Below are 19602 nucleotides of genomic sequence, written 5' to 3'. Positions count from 1 at the left end.
CTGCCGGTGTCGTACGTACGGCGGCGGGGCCGCCCGGTGGATCACCGGGCGGCCCCGCCGCCGTTTCGCGTCCCGGGCCTCTCAGCCCCGGATGAACTGCGGCCCCATCGGCGGCAGCCGGAAGTTCGGGTCCGGGGCGTGCGCGGCGGCGGCCGCCGGCTGGGGGTAGCCGTACGCGGGCTGGTTGGACGCGGGCTGCGGGTAGCCGTAGGCCGGCTGGCCCTGCGGCGGGGGCGGGGCAGCGTGCGGATAGCCGTAGGCGGGCTGCGCCGGGGGCTGCGGGTAGGGCTGCCCGGGGGCGGCGGTCGGGGGGACCGCCTGGGTGACGGGCTCCTGGGCGGGGGCGGGGACCGGGGGTGCGCTCGCCGGGGAGGCGGGGCCGGAGGAGGGCTCCGGGATGTCGGGGCTCTCGCTCTCGTCGACCGAGACGCCGAACTGGGTGGCGAGCCCGACCAGCCCGGTCGGGTAGCCCTGGCCCACCGCGCGGAACTTCCAGCCGTCCCCGCGCCGGTAGACCTCGCCGCAGATCACGGCGGTCTCCTCGCCGGTCTCCGGCTTCACGTCGAACATCGCGAGCGGCTCGGCACCGGCCGCCGTCGCGTCGTACAGCAGGATGCACAGGTCGCGGACGTGCGCGAAGGTGGCCCCCTCGAAGGCCTCCCCGTCGAGCGAGGCGGCGATCACCACCCGGTCGACGCTGCGGTCCAGCGAGGTGAGGTCCGCCACGATGGTGTCGGTGGAGCCCTCGGGCACCCGCTTCATCGGCAGCTTGCGCACGAAGCCCGAGGGGTGGCGTACGTAGTTGTAGAAGACGAAGTCCTCGTCGCTGCGCACGCGCCCGTCGGCGCCCACCACGAGGGCCGAGGCGTCCACATTGGGGATGCCGGGCCCGGGGGTCCACCGGAGCACGGCCCTTACGGCCGTCGCGTCGAGGGGTACGTTCGCGCCCTTCAGCATGGCGTGCGTCATGCCGGTCATCCTGCCTTCCCGCAGCCCGTGCGGACAACGTGGGGGCCCGTTCCCGTACGGTCGGGGGTGGGGCCGAGACCTGCGAGTTACCTGGAATTCACGCAAGGCGGGAACTGCGGACCCCCGCCCCTACGTACTATTACCGGCCACATGTCCGACGTTCCACACGCCAGCTCGGGGGTACTCAGATGCGTCATTTCGGGCATATCCCTGCGGCGGTGCGGGCGGGCCTCTTCCACCGGGAGCCCGCCGCCTTCGACGCGGACTCGCCTGCGCCGGTGCTCGCCGCCGCCCTCGGGGCGACCCTCTACAGCCCGGCGACCCGTCCCCGGCTCGCCGCCGACATCCGCAAGCAGGCCGGGCGCGGAGTGGTCTCCATGGTCCTCTGCCTGGAGGATTCGATAGCCGACGGCGACGTCGAGGCCGCCGAGGAGAACCTCGTCCGCCGGCTCACCGAGCTCGCCGGGCAGGGCGGCGAGACCCCGCTGCTCTTCGTCCGGGTGCGCGAACCGGAGCAGATACCCGACCTGGTGCACCGGCTCGGCGACGCCGCGTCGCTGCTGTCCGGATTCGTACTTCCGAAGTTCACCGAGGAACGTGGTGTTCCGTTCCTGGAGGCGCTCACGGCCGCCGAGGCGGCGAGCGGACGGCGCCTCTTCGCGATGCCCGTCCTGGAGTCCCCGGAGCTGCTCCACCTGGAGACCCGCACCGAGACCCTCGCCGGAATCGCCCGCACCGTCGACAAGTACCGCGACCGCGTGCTCGCGCTGCGGCTCGGCGTCACCGACTTCTGCTCCGCGTACGGACTGCGCCGGGCGCCCGACATGACGGCGTACGACGTCCAGATCGTCGCCTCCGTCATCGGCGACGTGGTCAACACCCTCGGCCGCTCCGACGGCACCGGGTTCACCATCACCGGGCCGGTGTGGGAGTACTTCAAGGTCCAGGAGCGCATGTTCAAGCCGCAGCTGCGCCGCAGCCCCTTCCTGGAGGGGGAAGCGGAGGAGCTGCGCACCGCGCTCATCGAGCACGACCTGGACGGGCTCCTCCGGGAGATCGGCCTGGACCGGGCCAACGGCCTCCAGGGCAAGACCTGCATCCACCCCTCGCACGTCCTGCCCGTGCATGCGCTGTCCGTGGTCAGCCACGAGGAGTACGGCGACGCCCGCGACATCCTGCGCCCCGAGCGGGGCGGCGGCGGGGTCCTGCGCTCGGCGTACACGAACAAGATGAACGAGGTGAAGCCGCACCGCGCCTGGGCGGAGCGCACCCTGCTGCGGGCCGAGGTGTTCGGCGTGGCGGGGGAGGACGTGGGCTTCGTGGAACTGCTCGCGGCGGGTCTCGCGGGACTCCAGGAATGACAGGCGGGATACGGACGTGACGAGCGGAAGCGGGAACAACGACGTGGTGTGGTCGGGCAGTTGGGTGGCGGAACGCCTCGGCGTGGAACTGGTGCCGGGGGACGCCTGCGGCCCCGAGTCGTTGCACGACCTGCTCGGGCTCGCCCTGCGGCGCAACCCCAAGCGGGCGCACCTGCTCGTGTCGAACGTGCTCGGCAAGCACGTCCCGCAGAAACCTTCCCTCGTGTACGGTGCCGGGCTCGCCCTCGGCCGCGAGGTGCGCGCCCTTCTCGGTGACGCGGAGGCGTCCCGGGCCGTCGTCCTCGGCTACGCGGAGACCGCCACCGGTCTCGGCCACTCGGTCGCCGACGGCCTGGCGCTCGCCCCGTACCTGCACTCCACCCGGCGCCCGGTCGCCGGGGTCGCCGCGGCGGGCGGCTTCGAGGAGTCGCACTCCCACGCCACTTCCCACCTGCTCCTGCCCTCTGACCCCCGACTGCTCGCCGGGGGCGGCCCGTTGGTGCTCGTCGACGACGAGTTCTCCACCGGCAACACGGTCCTCAACACCATCCGTGACCTGCACGCCCGCCACCCGCGTTCGCGTTACGTCGTCGTCGCCCTGGTCGACATGCGCACCCCTGCCGACCGGGCCCGCCTGGACGCCTTCGCCGCCGAACTCGGGGCCCGCGTCGATCTGATCGCCCGCGCCTCGGGCACCGTACGGCTGCCCGAAGGGGTGCTGGAGAAGGGGCAGCGCCTGGTCGAGCGGGAGGAGGCCCAGGCCACCCGGGTGCCCACGTCCGGCGCCCCCGACGCCATTCGCGTGGAACTCGACTGGCCCGAGGGGATACCCGACGGCGGGCGGCACGGCTTCACCGCCGCGCACCGCGAGGCGCTGGAGGCCGCCCTGCCCGGCATGGGCAAGCGGGTCGCCGAGGCGCTCGGGGACGCGCCCGGGCGCGTACTCGTCCTGGGCTTCGAGGAGTTGATGTACGCGCCGCTGCGGATCGGCACGGCTCTGGAGGAAGCGGGCGTCGACGTCCGGTACTCCACCACCACCCGCTCCCCGGTCCTCGCCGTCGACGACCCCGGCTACGCGATACGCACCCGCCTGGTCTTCCCCGCCCACGACGACCCGGCCGACGGCCCCGGCGAGCGCTACGCCTACAACGTCGCGGGCGCGGGCTTCGACACCGTCCTCGCGGTGGTCGACTCGACCGCCGACACGCCCCGACTCCACGCCCCCGGCGGCTTGTTGTCCCGCCTCGCCCCGCATGCCGACCGCGTACTGCTGGCGGTCGTCCCCTCGTACGTCCCCCCTGCGCAGGAGAACTCCGTGCTGCCCGAACCCCTCCGTGGTCCCGCCTTCTCCTCCTACGCGCCCGACGAGGTCGGCTGGCTGCTCCAGGACCTCTCGGACGTGAGTCTTGAGGCCCCCACCGAGGAGCGCGAGGAGGCCATCCAGGCGGGCGGCGCGCACTACGCCGAGTCGCTGCCGGTCGAGTACCAGCCCACGCAGGAGTACCAGGAGCTGTTCCGGGCCGCCCTGGCGGAGTCCGCCGACCGGATCGCGCAGGCGGTCGGTGTCGTCACCGAGACCGTGCTCACGGAGCGCTCGCCGCGTCCCGTGCTGGTCTCGCTGGCCCGTGCGGGCACGCCCGTCGGCGTACTGATGCGGCGCTGGGCGCAGTACCGGCACGGCCTCGACCTGCCGCACTACGCCGTCTCCATCGTCCGGGGCCGCGGCATCGACGCCAACGCCCTGCGCTGGCTGGCCGCCCACCACGACCCCGCCGACGTCGTCTTCGTCGACGGCTGGACCGGCAAGGGCGCCATCACCCGCGAACTCGCCGCCGCCGTCGAGGAGTTCCACACCGCGACCGGCACCGAGAGCACGCTCGGCGGCTTCGACCCGGAGATCGCGGTCCTCGCCGACCCCGGCTCCTGCGTGCGGACCTACGGCACCCGCGAGGACTTCCTGATCCCCTCCGCATGCCTCAACTCCACGGTCTCCGGGCTGATTTCGCGTACGGTGCTGCGCGCCGACCTGGTCGGGCCGAACGACTTCCACGGCGGCAAGTTCTACCGCGAACTGGCCGACGCCGACGTCTCGAACGACTTCCTGGACGCGATCACCGCCCGCTTCGGCGACGTCGCCGAGGGCGCGGTGGCCCAGGCCAAGGCCCTCCAGGGCCAGGACCGCACCCCCACCTGGGAGGGCTGGGCGGCGGTGACGCGGATCAGTGAGGAGTACGGCATCCACGACGTGAACCTCGTCAAGCCGGGCGTCGGCGAGACCACCCGGGTCCTGCTGCGCCGCGTCCCCTGGAAGATCCTCGCCAAGAGAGGCGCCGACGCGGACCTGAAGCACATCCGCCTGCTCGCCGAGCAGCGCGGAGTGCCGGTGGAGGAGGTCGAGGACCTGCCGTACACCTGCATGGGCCTGATCCACCCCCGCTTCACACGCGGCGCGACCGGCGCCGACGGCAAGGCGGTGGACGCCAAGTGAGCACCCCCGCACCCGTGTTGGTCGCCAGCGACCTCGACCGCACCCTCATCTACTCCGCCGCCGCCCTCGGCCTGCGCGGCCCCGACAACCGGGCGCCGCGCCTGCTGTGCGTGGAGATCCACGAGGGCAAGCCGCTCTCGTACGTCACCGAGACCGCCGCCGGACTGCTCCCGGAGCTGGCCGACCGGGCGCTCTTCGTGCCCACCACGACCCGCACCCGCAAGCAGTACCGGCGCATCCAACTCCCCGTGCCCACGCCGGAGTTCGCGATCTGCACCAATGGCGGGCACATCCTCGTCAACGGCGTCTCCGACCCCGACTGGCACGAGCGGGTCACCGCCCGCCTCGCCGACGAGTGCGCCCCGCTCGCCGAGATCCGCGCCCACCTGGCCCGCACCGCCGACCCCGCCTGGCTGCTCAAGGACCGGGTCGCCGAAGACCTCTTCGCCTACCTCGTGGTGGACCGCTCCCTGCTCCCCGGCGGCTGGCTGAAGGAACTGGCCGGCTGGGCGGGCGAGCGCGGCTGGACGGTCTCCCTCCAGGGCCGCAAGATCTACGTCGTCCCCGCCCCGCTCACCAAGAGCGCCGCCGTGCGCGAGGTCGCCCGGCGCACCGGCGCCCGGCTGACCCTGGCCGCGGGTGACTCCCTCCTCGACGCCGACCTGCTCAGCGCCGCCGACCGGGGCTGGCGCCCCGGCCACGGCGAACTCGCCGACGAGGGCTGGACCGCCCCGCACGTCACGGCACTTGAGGAGAAGGGCGTGGCGGCGGGCGAGGAGATCCTGCGCCGCTTCATCGCAGCGTCGGCTCCTTCTCCGGGGTCCGCGGCTTCCGGTGCCTCCTCGGCTTCCGGCCCTTCCTGACCCGTACGACCACGAAGGCGACGACCGCGACGGCGGCCACACCCAGCACCACCTTGGAGTACACGGACACATAGCCCGCGACCTGCTCCCAGTTGTCGCCGAGCAGGAAACCGGCCATCACGAACAGCGCGTTCCAGACCGCGCTGCCGAGCGTGGTCAGCCCGAGGAAGACGGGCAGCGGCATGCGTTCCACGCCGGCCGGGACGGAGATGAGGCTGCGGAAGACGGGGATCATCCGTCCGAACAGCACCGCCTTCGTCCCGTGCTTGGCGAACCACGCCTCGGTCTTCTCGATGTCGGAGACCTTCAGGAGCGGGATCTTCGCCGCGAGCGCGACGGTGCGCTCGCGCCCCAGCAGCGCCCCGACCCCGTACAGCGCGAACGCCCCGACGACCGAGCCGAGCGTCGTCCACAGCAGCACCGCCCACAGATCCATCCGCCCGGCGCCCGCCGCGAACCCCGCCAGCGGCAGGATCACCTCGCTGGGGATGGGCGGGAACAGGTTCTCCAGGGCGATGGCGAGGCCCGCACCGGGGGCTCCCAGGCTGTCCATGAGCCCGGTGATCCAGGAGGGGGCGGGGAGTGCTGCTGCGCTTGCGACCATGAAGTCCACGCTAGATCGGCTGCCCTGAAGGCAGACTGAAATGCGATCCGTACGCCGATGGGTTGAGGAGTGGGCCGATGACCAAGGGCAACACGACGAAGATCACGGACGAGCTGTACGACTACGTCCTGGCGCACAATCCGCCGCTGGACGCGGTGCAGCGGGAACTGGTCGAGGTGACCTGGGAGCGCTTCCCGGAGTCGGCGGGCATGCAGTCGGCCGCCGAACAGGCCCCGCTGCTGGCCTTCCTGGTACGGCTGACGGGCGCGCGGCACGTGGTGGAGGTGGGCACCTTCACCGGCTTCTCGGCGCTGGCGATGGCGCAGGCGCTCCCCGAGGACGGGCGGCTGATCACCTGCGACGTCTCCGAGGAGTGGACGGCGTACGGGCGCGAGGCCTGGGAGAAGGCGGGGGTCGCCGACCGGGTGGAGCTGCGACTGGGCGACGCACTGGAGACCCTGCGGACAATGCCTGCCACGCCGCACATCGACCTCGCCTACCTGGACGCCGACAAGCCCCAATACATCGCGTACTGGGAGGAGTTGGTGCCCAGGATGCGGCCGAGCGCGCTGATCGTCGTGGACAACGTGCTCTTCCACGGGGGAGTGGTGGACGCGGGGGCGACGGGGAGCGCGGCGGCGATCCGGGAGTTCAACGAGCACGTGGGGCAGGACGGGCGGACGGAGAGCGTGATGCTGGGGATCGCGGACGGGGTGACGTTGGCCCGCAGGAGGTGAGGGGGCCCGCGTGGGCCCGCATAGTCTGGGCCCATGCCTCGTTACGAGTACCGCTGCCGCCCCTGTGACACCACCTTCGAGCTGAACCGGCCGATGGCGGAGTCCTCCGACCCCGCGTCCTGCCCGGAGGGGCACACGGACACGGTCAAGCTCCTGTCGGCCGTGGCCGTCGGGGGGACCAGCGCTGCGCCCGCCGGTGGTGGCGGTGGCGGGGGCTGCTGCGGGGGCGGGTGCTGCGGCTGAGGGTGGTTCGCGGGCACCCGGTGCCGGGGCGGGTTTCTCCCCTAGCCGCCCCTTCCCGTAACCCTGCGGGGCTGGGAGGGGGGCGTGCGGGTGGGTTGTGGCTGGTGTTTTGCGCAGTTCCCCGCGCCCCTTTCAGGGGCTCAGCCCGCCGCTGCGCCGCGTTCCTCGCGGATGGCGGAGACGACGCGGGAGACCGCTGAGCGGACCGCCTCGGTCTCCGTGAGGAAGTGCCAGTAGTCGGGGTGGCGGCCCTCCAGAGCGGCGATCGCCCGGTCCAGGCGGGCGACCGCGTCGTCCAGCGGGCGGGCGTGGCGCGGGTCGGGGGTGTTGCGGCCCGCCATCGCCAGGCGCTGCGCGTCGCGGATCGCGAAACGGGTGCGCTGGATCTCCACCTGCGGGTCCTTGGAGACCGCGTTGAGGCGCTGCAGCCGGTCACCGGCGGCCGACACCGCCTCGTCCGTGTCGTTCAGCAGCGCCCGCGCCGTGCTGATCAGCGAGGTGGCGTCCGGCCACCGCTGCTCCGCGCGCGCCTTCCCGGCCTCCTTCAGCCGCTGCTCCGCCAGCCGTACGCTCTCCGCCGCCTGCGTGGGGACCTGCTGGAGGTCCTGCCAGCACGCCGCCGCGAATCTGCGCCGCAGCTCGCTCAGTACGGGATCGACCTTCCCGGCCCGGGTGGTCAGTGCCTGGGCGCGGGTCCGCAGCGACACCAGCCGGCGGTCGATCTCCGCCGCACGCTGCGGCAGACCCGCCGCCTCGACCCGTACCGCCTCCGCCTCCCGCTGCACCTTCTCGGCCCGCTCCAGGGTCTCCGGCACGCCGTGCTGCCCGGCGCCCTGGTTGAGGCGGGTCAGCTCGGGGCCCAGTGCGGCCAGCCGTGCCGCCAGGTCGTCGGCGCGCAGCCCCGCGTCCCGTACCGCGTCCAGTGCGTTGCTCGCGCCGAGCAGGGACTGCCGGGCCCGCTCCACGGCGGGCGCCAGCCGGGCGAGCTGCGTCTCGGCCTTGTCGAGCAGTGGGGTGAGGCTCTGCGAGAAGCGGTCCAGCTCGCCCTTGACCCGTACGAGATCGTCCTTGGCCCGGCCCAGCTCGGCCCGCGCCTTGGCGGCGTCGCCCGCGTCCAGGTCGTCGCGCTCCAGATCATGGGCGTCGACCGCGGTGATGTAGGTGTGGCTGACCTCGTCGATGCGCTGCCCCAGTGAGGCGAACTGCTCGGCGGTGCGCCGGGCGCCCGGCGAACTGTCCACCGCGGTGATCGTCTCGATCGAGATCCGCAGGTCGCGCTGGGCAGTGTCCAGCTCGTAGAAGGCAGCGGCGGCGGCGTCCTTCGCGGCCAGCGCGTCCGCCCGCGCACTCTCGCTGCGCCCGCCGAACCAACGGCGGGTGCCGCCCCCGGCGAAGGAGGCGGCGGCGAGGGGCAGCAGCGCCACCGGCAGCAGCATCAGCGCCACCGCGTCACGGGCACCCGAGGCCTTCCGGGCGGGGGGCCGTGCCCGACGGCGTACTCGCTGCGTCTGCGGCTGCGCGTCTGTCGCCGTCACATCCCTCTCCCGTACCGTGTCCGCCTGGCTGGTTCATTCTCCCACCAGGTAAGGACGAACACACGGGCCGGTTAGTTCGCGCTTTGGAGCGTGACTTCGCCGTTGTCGCTGCGGGCCTTGACGACGTGGGTGCTGTTGTCGGCCTTCTCGACGTCGGCCCGGACGTGGCCGTTGTTGCTCCTGGCGTCCACCTGGTAGGCGGCCTTCGGCAGGGTGAGGCGGACGGCCCCGTTGTTGCTGCGGCCGTCGACGAGGTCGGGCACGGCGGTGAAGGCGAGCTTGACCTCGCCGTTGTCGGACTTCGCGGTGACGTTCTTGGCGGAGATGTCCGCGCCGGAGATCCACCCGTTGTCGCTCTCCAGGTCGAGCTTTCCGCTCATGTTCTTCAGGTCGATCTCGCCGTTGTCGGACTTCACCTTCAGGTCGGTGGTGAAGCCGGTGGCCTCGACGCGGCCGTTGTCGTTGTCGACGGTGACGGCGGTGCCGCGCGGGATCTTCACGGAGTGCCGGGCCGAGCACTCGGCGCTGATGCCGGTGCACTCGACCTTCAGCTTGAGCGTGTCGCCGGTCAGCTCCCACACGGGGTCGGGGCCGCTGCCGAACATCACCCAGCCGTCGACCTGCCGCTCCACCTCGATCTGCTTCACGTCGGCGGGCACCAGGGTGAGGAGGGAGTTGTCGGCGGAGATCGTCAGCGCCTTGCCGCTGAACGCGAACGACTTCTTCTCCACGGGCGCGTCCGAGGCGTCGGCGCTGCCGCACCCGGTGACGGCCAGGGCGACGAGAGCGGCTCCGCCGAGGGCGAGGAGTGTGCGGGTCGTGGCTGCCATGATGTGGGGTCCCCTGCTGCGTACGGTCGATGTGTCTTCACCGTAGGAGCCCGGCCCCACCCCCTGCGATCCGGCCGCCCACCGGATCGGGGGTGGGGGTAACCCCCGCACTCCGCCTGTGACCAGCGCCTGCCCGGGATCTGGTTTGCGGAGCAGCCCCTGGGGCCATGTACGCTGTTGCCTCATGCCCGGGCGCGTAGCTCAGGGGTAGAGCGCCGCCCTTACAAGGCGGATGTCGGCGGTTCGAAACCGTCCGCGCCCACCAGTCCCAGGACATGACGAAGGCCCGCCCCCCGGCGAAGAACCGGGAGCCGGGCCTTCTTCCGTTCCGCCCCTGGCTCTTCCTGGGCCAGAATGCGGCGCATGCCTCTTGATCAGGAACTCGTGGACGCCGCGCTGGACCAGATGAACCGGCGCTGGCCGGCCGGTGAACCCGGCGGGGCCGCCGCCGTGCGGCTGGCCGACGGCGGCATCCTCACCAGCGTCGGCCTGGACAACATGAACGGCGGGGTGACCCTCTGCCAGGAGACCGGCGCCTTCATCCAGGCGTACACGCAGGACCGCACGGTCGTCGCCTCGGTCTGTGTGTGCCGGGACGACGAGCTGTCCCGTGTGCTGATCCTGCCGCCGTGCGGGATCTGCCAGGAGCGGCTCGCGCTGTGGGGGCCGGGGGTCGAGGTGGCGGTCCCGCACCCGGCCGACCCGACGCGCTGGGAGGCGCGGACGCTGGCGGAGGTGAACCCCTACTACTGGGGCGTGCAGTTCGCCGAGGGCAAGTGGCCCTCCTTCGCCCAGCACTCCGAGTAGGCGGCTGCTCCCTGCGGCTGCTCCCTTCGCGGGGAACGTTCCAGCCGTAGCGGTACGGGGCCGGGCGGGGCCCGGTAGCGGAGCAAGATCACCCGATGGTGCGGCGGTGGGGCGGGCCGGTGGCGAGAGGGCCGGTGGCGGGGTGGGCCCGGATCGGGCGGGCCGCCCCCTTGCCCGCCCGTTCCGCCCCTGGGGGGCGGCCCCGCCGCCCAAGGGGGCTCGGTGGAAGCGGTGCCGCGCAAGGGGGCGAGGGGCGTTGTCAGTGGGCGGCGGTAGCGTGAGGAGCATGTGCCGCAGCATTAAGACGCTTCGTCCGCCTGCCATCCCCGAAGAGGCCACGTCCGAGGAGATCGCCGCCGCCGCGTTGCAGTACGTGCGGAAGATCTCCGGGTTCCGTGCCCCCGCCGCGCACAACAAGGAGGTGTTCGATCAGGCCGTGGAGGACGTCGCCGCCGCCACGGCCGCGTTGCTCGCCGGGCTGGAGGTGCGCGGGCGGCGGACCACGTAGGCCGCCAGGGTGCCCGCGATGGCGAGGGCGAGGACGGAGACGGCCGTGCTCAGCCAGCTGGCGCCCAGCCACTGCCCGCCGAAGTAGCCGAGCGCCACGCTGTACAGCGCCCAGGTGATGCCCGCCAGCGCCGACCACGGGACGAATTCCTTCGGCCTGCGGTGCGCCGCGCCCGCGCCGAGGGAGACGACGGAGCGCCCGGCGGGGGCGAACCGGGCCACGACGACCAGGATGCCGCCGCCCCGGCTGAGCGCACTGCCGAGACGTTCCTGCGCGGCGGTCAGGCGGCGCGAGCGGGAGATCGCCCGGTCCAGGCGTTCGCCGCCGCGCCAGGCCAGGCGGTAGGCGGCGAAGTCGCCGAGCAGGGAGGCGGTGGCCGCGCACGCGGCCAGCAGGAGCAGGTCCGGCAGGTCCTGCGCGAAGCCGTCGGGGACGTTCGCGGAGGCGTTGGTCGCGCCCGCTGCGGCAGCGGTGGCGGCGGTGATCAGCAGGACGCCGCTCGGCATGATCGGGACGAAGACGTCGAGGACGATCGAGACGCCGATCACCGCGTATATCCATGGACCCGAGGTCAGCGACCCCAGACTCTCCAGCACTGCGAACTCCCCGGCCAGGAACCACGCCGCGACGTCGCATGGGGAGCGGCAGGGGCGGCTTAACAGCGGTCCACCTTACGCCTGGTGGGAGCGGGATTTGCGCCCGGTACGGGTGGTGTTGGGCAGATCACTTCACTCTGCACGCAAAGCCCCGCCGGAAGCTCGCCGGGGCACATCTGAGCGCCCTCCCGTTCACCCGATTGCCGCCTCCCGTGCGACGCACCGAGGGGGCGCGCGGAGTGTGGTGCGGGGGAGGCGAGCGGGGCGGGAGCAAGGGCAGGGGGGCTACTCGAAGGAGTCACCATGACAGGTCGCAGCCGGACGCAGAAGCGTGCCGTACGGGTCGTCGGCGGGGCCGCCGCCCTCCTCCTCGCGGGGTCGGCCGCCGCGGCGTACGCCCAGGACACGGCCGCGGGCGGCGACGGCAAGGGCCTCACCGTCGAGGGGCGCTTCGCCCCCGCCTCCGCGTTCGTACCGCCGGGAGCGGTGTCGTACGACGCGCAGCTGGTGCCCGCCGGGGGCTGGATACATGTCCAGCAGAAGGTCAGCGGCAAGGAGACCACGGTCACCGTGAAGGTGAAGGGGCTGAAGCCGAACCACGCCTTCGGCATGCACGTCCACGAGAAGGCCTGCGGCGTCGACCCGAAGGCCGCCGGCATGCATTACCAGCACGTCAAGGACCCGAAGCTGGTCAACCCCGACAACGAGGTGTGGCTGGACTTCACCACCGACAAGGACGGCAACGCCGAGATGAGCGCGCACCACACCTGGGGCCTGCCCAAGGGAGCCGCGAACTCGGTGATCCTGCACCGCGAGCAGGGCGGCGCGGGCGAGCGCGTCGGCTGCTTCACGGTGCCGTTCGGCGACTTCACGACCGGTGTGAAGTGACGTCACGTCAGCGGCGCTGAAGAAAGAGGGGCGTTCGGACCGTCGAGCGGGATCGGTCCGAACGCCCCTCGCGCGGCTCAGGCGGTCGCCGTCACCTGCCGCTCCTCATGCGCCGCCGACGCCGTCGTACCGCGCCGCGCGGCCAGCAGTCCGTCCACGGCCAGTGCGCCGGGCCCGGTGAAGACCAGCAGCAGGAGCGTCCAGCAGAAGAGGGCCGACAGTTCGCCGCCGTTCTGCATCGGCCACAGTGCCTCCGGCTGGTGGACGACGAAGTACGCGTACGCCATCGAGCCCGAGGCGATCAGCGCCGAGGTCCGGGTGAAGAGGCCGAGCGCGACCAGTGCCCCGCCGGCGAGCTGGATGACGGCCGCGTACCAGCTCGGCCAGGCGCCCGCCTGGGCGGTGGCCCCGGTGCCGCCCGCGCCGCCGAGGACGCCGAAGAGGGAGGCGGCGCCGTGGCAGGCGAAGAGCAGCCCGGTGACGAAGCGGAACGCGGCGAGCGCGTACGGCCGGTACCCGGTGAGGTGTGCGGCCAGGGATGCCCGAGGGGCCGGTGCGGAAGGTGCGGTCATGAGCGGGGGACTCCTTCGGTGGCGGCCTTGGGGGAGGCCGGGTGGGGACGCAGCCCGAAGAGACCTGCGATGCCCAGGAGGTTAGGTAAGCCTCACTGTGCTTGCAAGTTCAACATTCCAGTTGTGGCCGGAATTCGCCCCCAAGTGGCCTTTCTCTTACGCCTGTTGGCCCCTTTGTGTCATTCCTGTGTCAGATTTGTGGTCATCGCCGTCACGAGTCGCGCGCCCGTCTTGCTGTGCCCCTTGATCCTTTCCGCCGTGCCCCCCGTCCGGACCTGTCGGGCCTGGTCGAGCCGGAGCTGGGCCGAGCGCCCGCGCAGCGTCAGCGTCATCAGCTGGTTGCCGAACCAGGGGCCGCCCGTGCGCCGCCAGCGCAGCAGCGGGCGGCCGATGCCCCCGTGCCGGGCGAGCCGCCGCCCGAGCCGCCGGCCGGTGCCGCTCCACCCGAACCGGAACCCCAGCTTGATCGAGGACGGGATGCCGTTGTGCACCGGCGAGCACGTCAGCTGGAACACCTTCGCGGTGTCCGGGCGCGTGTCGTCGGGCCACGCGGTCGGCTCGGCGACGTACGCGTGGTGCACGTCCCCCGACAGCACGCACACCGTCGCCGGGGCCGCCGGGCCGCTGCCCGCCTCCGCGATCAGCCGCGCCATCCGCTCGAAGGAGGCGGGGAAGGCCGCCCAGTGCTCCAGGTCCGAGCGCCTGCGCAGATCCTCCGCGAACCGCGCCCACCGGGGGCCCTTGACCCCCGACGCCAGCGCCGCGTTCCACCCCTCCGCGTCGTGGATCAGCGGCGGCAGCAGCCACGGCAGCGAGGTGCCGATCAGGAGGTGGTCGTACGGGCGCGAGTCGTCCAGTGCCTGGTCGGCGAGCCAGCGCGCCTCGTCCTCGTCGAGCATCGCCCGCGCGCCCTCCTTCAGGACGCGCGCCGCCCTGGTGTCCACCATCAGCAGCCGTACGTTCCCGAAGTCGCGCCGGTAGCTCCAGCGCACCGACGCCGGGTCCTGGTCGGCACGGGCGGTGAACTCCCGCAGCACGTTCGTGCCGTCCGGGACGGCGCGCACCCGGGCGTAGATCTCGTCGGCGGCCAGCTCGGCGGGGGAGAGGTTGCCCAGGTGCTGGTAGACCCAGTACGACATCAGCCCGCTGAGGATGCGCTCGCGCCACCACGGGGTGGCCCGCATGTCGGCGACCCAGGAGGCGCTGGTGTTCCAGTCGTCGATGACGTCGTGGTCGTCGAAGATCATGCAGGTGGGGACCGTGGACAGCAGCCAGCGGACCTCCGGGTCGAGCCAGGACTCGTAGTAGAGGTGGGTGTACTCCTCGTAGTCCGCGACCTCCACGCCCGGCGGCTCGCGCAGGTCGCGGCGGGTGGCCAGCCAGCGGCGGGTGGCCTTGGATATCTCGTCCGCGTACACCTGGTCGCCCAGCAGGAGGAGGTAGTCCGGGCGCTCGGTGTGCGTGCCGTCCGGGTGGTCGGCGAGGCGGGCGGCGAGGGTGTCCAGCGCGTCCGGGCCCGCCGGGTCCTTCTCGCCCTCGGCCGGGGCCGCCCACCGGCACGAACCGAAGGTGAGCCGGGCCGAATCCGCCCCGGGGGCAGGGGTGTTGATGGTGCTCGGCGGGAAGCCCGAGTCGGGCAGCGGCCACACCCGGTCGCCGCCGAGCAGCACCTCGTACGGTGTCGACGTGCCCGGGCGCAGGCCCGTCACCGGGATCAGCGCGTAGTGGTGCCCGGATATCTGGAAGGTCCGCGCGCTTCCCCCGCCGCCGCCCTCGCAGGCCACCTCGGCCGTGCAGGGCCGGTCGGTCTCCACCCAGACGGTCGCGGTGTCCCCGCGCTCCCAGTCGACGTACCTCAGCACCGGTCCCAGGCGCAGCCGGGTCATGTGTGTCCTCCTCCGTCGTCCCCCGTGCGGGGCCACGGCCCCGTACGGTACGGAACGACGGAGGGGAGCGGGGAAGTTCCGCGCGTCAAAGTGCGGTTGACGCGCGGTGACGTGCGGGGCGGCGGTGCCCGAGCGGGGTCAGCAGTGCGTGAGCAGGGTCAGCAGTTCTTGAGGACGCCCTCCAGCGCCGTCTTCTCCGCCTGGTCGACGGTCAGCTTCCAGTGGTGCTTCACGTGCACCCACATCTGGACGTACGTGCACTTGTACGCGGCCCGCGACGGCAGCCACTTGGCCGGGTCCTTGTCGCCCTTGGCCTGGTTCACGTTGTCGGTGACCGCGATGAGCTGCGGGCGGGTGAGGTCGTTGGCGAAGGCCTGCCGGTCGGCGGTGGTCCAGCTCTTCGCCCCCGAACGCCAGGCCTCGGCGAGCGGCACCATGTGGTCGATGTCCAGGTCGGAGGCGGCCGTCCAGGTGGCCCCGTCGTACTCGGAGTACCAACTGCCCTTCACCGCAGCGCACTTGGCGTCCTGCTGGACGTCCTTGCCGTCGCGCTTGAGGACCACCTCGCGGGTGTTGCAGGCCCCTTCCTGGGTGATCCAGTGCGGGAACTTCTCCCGGCTGTAGCCGTCGGAACTGCCCTCGGCCGCGACCGTGAGCTGGGCCAGATAGGTGCGGGCGGTGCCCGCGTCGACCGGCGGGGGCGGCGAGGCGAGCGCGCTGGGGGCGGTGGTGAGCAGGCCGGTCGCGGCGAGGGCGGCGGCGCTCGCGCCGACGGCTATGCGACGCGCGTAGAACTTCGCGGAGGGCGCTGCGGCATGGCGTGACATGTGAACTCCCGAGACGTGGGGGGAAGTTGAGCCACGCGTCCCGTCAACTCCCGCGCGGCCCGGCCATCGTGGCGACGCCGGGTTTCCGGGAGGCGTGCACCAGGTAACAGGCTGACGGCATGGTCACGTCATATCAAGGAGTTCGGGACTGTTCACGGAATCTGACGATCCGACACCGCTCGTTCACTTGTGCGGGGTTGGGGCCTGCCTAGGGTGGGCCCGTGACCGCCCCCTTCGTGACCGCGCCCTCCGTGATCGCGCAGGACGCCCCCACCCTCCTGCCCGTCAACGCCACCCTCGGCGCGGTGCTCGCCGTGCTCCTCGCCCTCGCGGTCACCGTCGTCGCCTGGGCCCGCCTCTCGGGCGACGGCACCCGCGCCCGGGGCCGGGCCTTCGCGCTCGCCGGGGTGCGGGCCGCCGTGCAGCTCGCCGTGGTCGCCCTCGTGATCGGCTGGGTGGCCCGCTCGGGCTGGCTGCTGTGCGCGTTCCTGCTGCTGATGTACGTGGTGGCCACCCGTACCGCCGGACGCCGGATCACCCGCAACGGCACCTGGTGGTGGGCGGCCGCGCCCATCGCCGCCGGAGTCGCCCCCGTGGTGCTGGCCCTGCTGCTCACCGGGCTCGTCCCGCCGCAGGGCATCGCGCTGATCCCGGTGACCGGCATCCTCATCGGCGGCGCGCTCACCGCGACCGTGCTGGGCGGGCGGCGCGCGCTGGACGAGCTGACGACCCGGCGCGGCGAAGTGGAGGCGGGACTCGCGATCGGACTGCCGGACCGGGAGGCCCGCCTGGAGGTGGCCAGGCCCGCCGCATCCGACGCGCTGCTGCCGGGTCTGGACCAGACGCGGACGGTGGGGCTGGTCACGCTGCCGGGGGCGTTCGTGGGGATGCTGCTGGGCGGGGCGTCGCCGGTGATGGCCGGGGCGGTGCAGCTCTTCGTGCTGGTGGCGCTGCTCGCGGTGCAGGCGGTGGCGGTCGCGGGGGTGCTGGAGCTGGTGGCGCGGGGGCGGCTGCACCGGGACTGAGGCCGGGCCGGCCGGCGTCGGACATGCCGGGGAGTTCATCCCGTACCCTTGTACGAGCATGAAGGGGAGTAGCTCTTCGCCGGACCGTCGACATACTGCTGAGTTCGCTCAGCCGGCGCCCGGAGGCAGGCATCCGGCGATCCACCGTCGCCGTGTCGGCCAGCGAGACCTTCGGCCGCAGTGTTTGTTGTGTGTCAACGACGCTGCCGTGCCGAAGCGACCCCGGAAACAGGCAGGTCTCTCGGTACGGGCAGCCCGACCGATTGAGGAAAGCCCCATCCCATGATCAGTTTCACCGTCATGGCCATCACCTTCGGGACCGTGTTCCTGGCCGAACTCCCCGACAAGACGGCCCTCGCCGGGCTCATGCTCGGCACCCGGTACAAGGCCAGTTACGTCTTCGCGGGCGTCGCCGCCGCCTTCCTCGTGCACGTCTGCATCGCCATCGCGGCGGGCAGCGTGCTCACCCTGCTGCCGTCCTGGATCGTGAACACGGTGGTGGGCGTGCTGTTCCTGGTGGGAGCGCTGGTGCTCCTGCTGAAGAAGAGCGACGACGACGAAGAGATCAAGCCGCCCGAGAACCAGTCCTTCTGGAAGGTCTCCGGGGCGGGCTTCATGCTCATCCTGGTCGCCGAGTTCGGCGACATCACGCAGATCATGACCGCCACCCTCGCCGCCCGCTACGACAACCCGGTCTCGGTCGGCATCGGCGCCGTCCTCGCCCTGTGGGCCGTCGCGGGCCTGGGCATCGTCGGCGGGCAGGCGCTGATGAAGCGGGTGCCGCTGCGGCTCATCACCAAGGTCGCCGCCTGCCTGATGCTGGCGCTCGCGGGCTTCAGCCTGTACGAGGCGATCGCGGGCTGAGCGGCTTTCGCCAGGCGTACGAGGAAGGGGGCGGCCCGCAGTGATGCGGGCCGCCCCCTTCCTCGTCAAGCAGCGGTGTCTCAGACGGTTCAGACCGTGACGTGCAGGGACGTCGAGCCGTCCGCCTCGGTGACGACACGGACCTGGGTCAGGTCGGCGACGACGGCGGTCGGGCCGTGCTCGGCCGCGCGCGGGCCGACGCCCAGCACGCGCATTCCGGCGGCCTGACCTGCCTGGATGCCCGCGCCCGAGTCCTCGAAGACGATGCAGTCCGCCGGGTCGAAGCCCAGCTCGGCCGCGCCCTTGAGGAAGCCCTCCGGGTCCGGCTTGCTCGCGCCGACCAGCTCGGCGGTGACCCGGGTGACCGGCATCGGCAGGGCGGCGGCGCCCATGCGGGCCTGCGCCAGCTTCTCGTCGGCGGAGGTGACCAGGGCGTGCGGCACGCCGGCGATGGCGGCCATGAAGGCGGGGGCGCCGCCGACCGGGACCACGCCGTCGGTGTCGGCGGTCTCCTTGGCCAGCATGACCTTGTTGTCCGCGTGGTTCTGCTCCATCGGGCGGTCCGGCAGGAGGACCGCCATGGTGGCGTAGCCCTGGCGGCCGTGCACGACCTTGAGCGCCTCGGCCGGGTCCAGCCCGTGCTCGACCGCCCACTCCCGCCAGCAGCGCTCGACCACGGCGTCGGAGTTGACGAGGGTGCCGTCCATGTCCAGCAGGAGGGCCTTGAAGGGCAGGACAGTGGTGTGCGGCATGAGGGAACTCCTGGGGCGCTCGGGTGGGGGCGCGGTCTGCACCGGGTGGGTGCGGTCTGCACCTCGTGGGTGCGGGCACGGCGTGCGCGTGGTGTGCGGGCAAAAGGAACAAGTGGTTCCGTCCACCGGTCAGGGGTTCATGGACGGAACCACTTTGTTCTTCTACGGTACAAAACCGTGGGCGGTTCTGTCACCCCGGGGTGGATGTGACCCGATCAGGGCTCGTTCGTCCAGCCCTCCAGCGCCTCCCGGGTCCTCGGCCCGTACACGCCCTCCGGCTCGTCCTCGATGCGCATGTACTCCTGGAACCGCGAGACGGACTGGGTGACCCGGCCCGTGTAGCGCCCGTCGGCCGGACCGCTGTAGAGCCCGAGCTGGCTGAGGCGGTCCTGGAGCTCGGTCACCTCCGGGCCCGTGGAGCCCTGGGCCAGGGTGCCCGTGGGGGACTCGCTCTCGGGCGGCTCCGGGGGCTCGGGGGTGTTCTGCGTCGGGGTCGGCTCCGGGGGCTTCGGCTGCTTCGGCGGGGCGGTCGTCGCCTTCCGGGTGGGAGCGGCCGAGCGCGAGGCGCGGGTGGGGGTGGGGAGGGTCTTGCGGGTCGGGGCGGCGGTGGCCGAGGCTGTGCGGGACGGGGTCGGGGAGGGGGTCGCCTCCGTCACCGAGGTGGGGGTGGTCGAGATGCCGCCCGGGAGGGCGCGGGTGTCCTCGGGGGCCGGGTCGAAGACGCCGACGGCGAAGGCGGTGCCGGCCAGCACGGCGAGGGTCGCGGCGGCGGTGAGCAGGATCGGGCCCCGGCGGCGGGCGCGGGGTGCGGGCTGCGTGGGCCCGTCCGGTTCGGCGGGCGGCACCGGGCGCAGCGGCATGGTCTGCTCGGCCGGGGCGAGCGGCGGCTCGACGGGGCGGTGCGGGGGCAGGGGGGCCGGGGTGTGCTGCGCGGCGGTCTCGGAGGGCTCCGAGAGGTTCACATACGGGCGGATGCGGAGCGGATTGAAGTCCTCCGCGTCCGCCGCCTGGGCCGTGCGTTCCGCGTGATGGGCTTCCGTGGCGCGGCGGGCGCAGTCGCAGGACGCGGCACCCGCGCCGGGTCTGCTTTCGTCCGGTGCTGCCCGTTCCGTACCGAATTCAGGACATAGGTGTCCGTTTTCCATGAGGTCCCCTCCCTCGAACTGCCAGCGATTATGCAGACCCCCGCCGCGCGACCCAATGCCCAGGGCCTCCGGCGGCCCTCTCTCGGCAGGCCATATCCGTAC

General features: G+C 72.6%; 20 protein-coding genes and 1 tRNA gene. 11 read left to right on the top strand and 10 right to left on the bottom strand.

The window, feature by feature from the left end:
• Positions 1-81: 81 nt before the first annotated feature.
• Positions 82-969, bottom strand: coding sequence for a TerD family protein (locus IE269_RS07650; RefSeq protein ID WP_189821963.1), 888 nt, complete (start codon positions 967-969; stop codon positions 82-84).
• 188 nt (positions 970-1157) lie between these two features.
• Here IE269_RS07650 and IE269_RS07645 point away from each other — a divergent pair, with 188 nt between their 5' ends.
• From IE269_RS07645 to IE269_RS07635, 3 genes are read left to right on the top strand one after another with little or no spacing between them, the layout of a single operon-like run.
• A complete protein-coding gene (locus IE269_RS07645; protein WP_189821962.1) occupies positions 1158-2330 on the top strand; it encodes an HpcH/HpaI aldolase/citrate lyase family protein in 1173 nt (390 codons plus the stop codon).
• Positions 2331-2346: 16 nt separating this feature from the next.
• The gene (locus IE269_RS07640) at positions 2347-4818 is read left to right on the top strand and encodes a phosphoribosyltransferase (RefSeq protein WP_229898288.1); all 2472 of its coding nucleotides are present in this window, start codon (positions 2347-2349) and stop codon (positions 4816-4818) included.
• Positions 4815-5681, top strand: a complete 867-nt coding sequence (locus tag IE269_RS07635) for an HAD family hydrolase (protein WP_189821961.1) — start codon at positions 4815-4817, stop codon at positions 5679-5681. Before IE269_RS07640 ends, IE269_RS07635 begins: the two co-directional genes overlap by 4 nt.
• Here the strand turns inward: IE269_RS07635 and IE269_RS07630 are convergent.
• Positions 5611-6285, bottom strand: a complete 675-nt coding sequence (locus IE269_RS07630; protein ID WP_189821960.1) for a DedA family protein — start codon at positions 6283-6285, stop codon at positions 5611-5613. The two genes, IE269_RS07635 and IE269_RS07630, sit on opposite strands and share 71 nt — an antisense overlap.
• Positions 6286-6362: 77 nt before the next feature.
• Here IE269_RS07630 and IE269_RS07625 point away from each other — a divergent pair, with 77 nt between their 5' ends.
• Both IE269_RS07625 and IE269_RS07620 read left to right on the top strand, forming a co-directional pair.
• The gene (locus IE269_RS07625) at positions 6363-7022 is read left to right on the top strand and encodes an O-methyltransferase (RefSeq protein ID WP_189821959.1); all 660 of its coding nucleotides are present in this window, start codon (positions 6363-6365) and stop codon (positions 7020-7022) included.
• Positions 7023-7055: 33 nt separating this feature from the next.
• A complete protein-coding gene (locus IE269_RS07620; protein ID WP_189821958.1) occupies positions 7056-7265 on the top strand; it encodes an FmdB family zinc ribbon protein in 210 nt (69 codons plus the stop codon).
• 140 nt (positions 7266-7405) lie between these two features.
• On the opposite strand, the gene IE269_RS07615 is transcribed toward IE269_RS07620, so the two are convergent.
• Together IE269_RS07615 and IE269_RS07610 are read right to left on the bottom strand one after the other, a co-directional pair.
• On the bottom strand, positions 7406-8800 hold the full coding sequence (locus IE269_RS07615; RefSeq protein WP_189821957.1) for a hypothetical protein: 1395 nt from the start codon (positions 8798-8800) through the stop codon (positions 7406-7408).
• Between the two features lie 71 nt (positions 8801-8871).
• On the bottom strand, positions 8872-9630 hold the full coding sequence (locus IE269_RS07610; RefSeq protein ID WP_189821956.1) for a DUF4097 family beta strand repeat-containing protein: 759 nt from the start codon (positions 9628-9630) through the stop codon (positions 8872-8874).
• A gap of 190 nt (positions 9631-9820) precedes the next feature.
• Here IE269_RS07610 and IE269_RS07605 point away from each other — a divergent pair.
• From IE269_RS07605 to IE269_RS07595, 3 genes are all read left to right on the top strand, one after another.
• Positions 9821-9895, top strand: a tRNA-Val gene (locus IE269_RS07605).
• 98 nt (positions 9896-9993) lie between these two features.
• On the top strand, positions 9994-10437 hold the full coding sequence (locus IE269_RS07600) for a cytidine deaminase (RefSeq protein WP_189821955.1): 444 nt from the start codon (positions 9994-9996) through the stop codon (positions 10435-10437).
• Positions 10438-10723: 286 nt separating this feature from the next.
• On the top strand, positions 10724-10945 hold the full coding sequence (locus IE269_RS07595) for a DUF2277 domain-containing protein (RefSeq protein ID WP_189821954.1): 222 nt from the start codon (positions 10724-10726) through the stop codon (positions 10943-10945).
• On the opposite strand, the gene IE269_RS07590 is transcribed toward IE269_RS07595, so the two are convergent.
• Positions 10867-11541 (bottom strand): DedA family protein, encoded by a 675-nt coding sequence (locus tag IE269_RS07590; protein ID WP_189821953.1) that lies wholly within the window; start codon positions 11539-11541, stop codon positions 10867-10869. The genes IE269_RS07595 and IE269_RS07590 overlap by 79 nt on opposite strands.
• Positions 11542-11844: 303 nt before the next feature.
• Here IE269_RS07590 and IE269_RS07585 point away from each other — a divergent pair, with 303 nt between their 5' ends.
• Entirely contained in the window at positions 11845-12429 is a 585-nt protein-coding gene (locus IE269_RS07585; protein WP_189821952.1) for a superoxide dismutase family protein, read from the top strand.
• 77 nt (positions 12430-12506) lie between these two features.
• Here the strand turns inward: IE269_RS07585 and IE269_RS07580 are convergent, their stop codons facing one another.
• From IE269_RS07580 to IE269_RS07570, 3 genes are all read right to left on the bottom strand, one after another.
• Positions 12507-13001, bottom strand: a complete 495-nt coding sequence (locus IE269_RS07580; protein WP_189821951.1) for a DoxX family protein — start codon at positions 12999-13001, stop codon at positions 12507-12509.
• A gap of 179 nt (positions 13002-13180) precedes the next feature.
• The gene (locus IE269_RS07575; RefSeq protein WP_189821950.1) at positions 13181-14887 is read right to left on the bottom strand and encodes an alkaline phosphatase D family protein; all 1707 of its coding nucleotides are present in this window, start codon (positions 14885-14887) and stop codon (positions 13181-13183) included.
• 158 nt (positions 14888-15045) lie between these two features.
• On the bottom strand, positions 15046-15714 hold the full coding sequence (locus IE269_RS07570; RefSeq protein WP_189821949.1) for an HNH endonuclease family protein: 669 nt from the start codon (positions 15712-15714) through the stop codon (positions 15046-15048).
• A gap of 221 nt (positions 15715-15935) precedes the next feature.
• Between IE269_RS07570 and IE269_RS07565 the strand changes: the two genes are divergently transcribed.
• Positions 15936-16739 carry an ABC transporter permease gene (locus IE269_RS07565; protein ID WP_229898287.1) on the top strand — a complete coding sequence of 268 codons (804 nt, stop codon included), beginning with the start codon at positions 15936-15938 and terminating at the stop codon, positions 16737-16739.
• 282 nt (positions 16740-17021) lie between these two features.
• Positions 17022-17603 (top strand): TMEM165/GDT1 family protein, encoded by a 582-nt coding sequence (locus IE269_RS07560; RefSeq protein ID WP_189821948.1) that lies wholly within the window; start codon positions 17022-17024, stop codon positions 17601-17603.
• A gap of 89 nt (positions 17604-17692) precedes the next feature.
• Here the strand turns inward: IE269_RS07560 and IE269_RS07555 are convergent, their stop codons facing one another.
• Positions 17693-18355, bottom strand: coding sequence for an HAD-IA family hydrolase (locus tag IE269_RS07555; RefSeq protein ID WP_189821947.1), 663 nt, complete (start codon positions 18353-18355; stop codon positions 17693-17695).
• 215 nt (positions 18356-18570) lie between these two features.
• On the bottom strand, positions 18571-19500 hold the full coding sequence (locus IE269_RS07550; RefSeq protein WP_189821946.1) for a peptidoglycan-binding domain-containing protein: 930 nt from the start codon (positions 19498-19500) through the stop codon (positions 18571-18573).
• Between the last annotated feature and the right edge of the window lie 102 nt (positions 19501-19602).

Source organism: Streptomyces spiroverticillatus (genome assembly GCA_014650415.1).
In the GTDB taxonomy this organism is placed as follows: Bacteria; Actinomycetota; Actinomycetes; order Streptomycetales; family Streptomycetaceae; genus Streptomyces; species Streptomyces spiroverticillatus.
Note: the sequence above shows the minus strand (reverse complement) of the source record. Positions and strands in the feature narration are given on the sequence as shown.

Bases quoted from the DNA above. Each gene is read 5' to 3' on its own strand.
- IE269_RS07650 (WP_189821963.1), bottom strand. From the start codon at position 969: ATGACGCACGCCATGCTGAAGGGCGCGAACGTACCCCTCGACGCGACG.
- IE269_RS07645 (WP_189821962.1), top strand. From the start codon at position 1,158: ATGCGTCATTTCGGGCATATCCCTGCGGCGGTGCGGGCGGGCCTCTTC.
- IE269_RS07630 (WP_189821960.1), bottom strand. From the start codon at position 6,285: ATGGTCGCAAGCGCAGCAGCACTCCCCGCCCCCTCCTGGATCACCGGG.
- IE269_RS07625 (WP_189821959.1), top strand. From the start codon at position 6,363: ATGACCAAGGGCAACACGACGAAGATCACGGACGAGCTGTACGACTAC.
- IE269_RS07620 (WP_189821958.1), top strand. From the start codon at position 7,056: ATGCCTCGTTACGAGTACCGCTGCCGCCCCTGTGACACCACCTTCGAG.
- IE269_RS07610 (WP_189821956.1), bottom strand. From the start codon at position 9,630: ATGGCAGCCACGACCCGCACACTCCTCGCCCTCGGCGGAGCCGCTCTC.
- IE269_RS07600 (WP_189821955.1), top strand. From the start codon at position 9,994: ATGCCTCTTGATCAGGAACTCGTGGACGCCGCGCTGGACCAGATGAAC.
- IE269_RS07595 (WP_189821954.1), top strand. From the start codon at position 10,724: ATGTGCCGCAGCATTAAGACGCTTCGTCCGCCTGCCATCCCCGAAGAG.
- IE269_RS07585 (WP_189821952.1), top strand. From the start codon at position 11,845: ATGACAGGTCGCAGCCGGACGCAGAAGCGTGCCGTACGGGTCGTCGGC.
- IE269_RS07580 (WP_189821951.1), bottom strand. From the start codon at position 13,001: ATGACCGCACCTTCCGCACCGGCCCCTCGGGCATCCCTGGCCGCACAC.
- IE269_RS07575 (WP_189821950.1), bottom strand. From the start codon at position 14,887: ATGACCCGGCTGCGCCTGGGACCGGTGCTGAGGTACGTCGACTGGGAG.
- IE269_RS07570 (WP_189821949.1), bottom strand. From the start codon at position 15,714: ATGTCACGCCATGCCGCAGCGCCCTCCGCGAAGTTCTACGCGCGTCGC.
- IE269_RS07560 (WP_189821948.1), top strand. From the start codon at position 17,022: ATGATCAGTTTCACCGTCATGGCCATCACCTTCGGGACCGTGTTCCTG.
- IE269_RS07555 (WP_189821947.1), bottom strand. From the start codon at position 18,355: ATGCCGCACACCACTGTCCTGCCCTTCAAGGCCCTCCTGCTGGACATG.
- IE269_RS07550 (WP_189821946.1), bottom strand. From the start codon at position 19,500: ATGGAAAACGGACACCTATGTCCTGAATTCGGTACGGAACGGGCAGCA.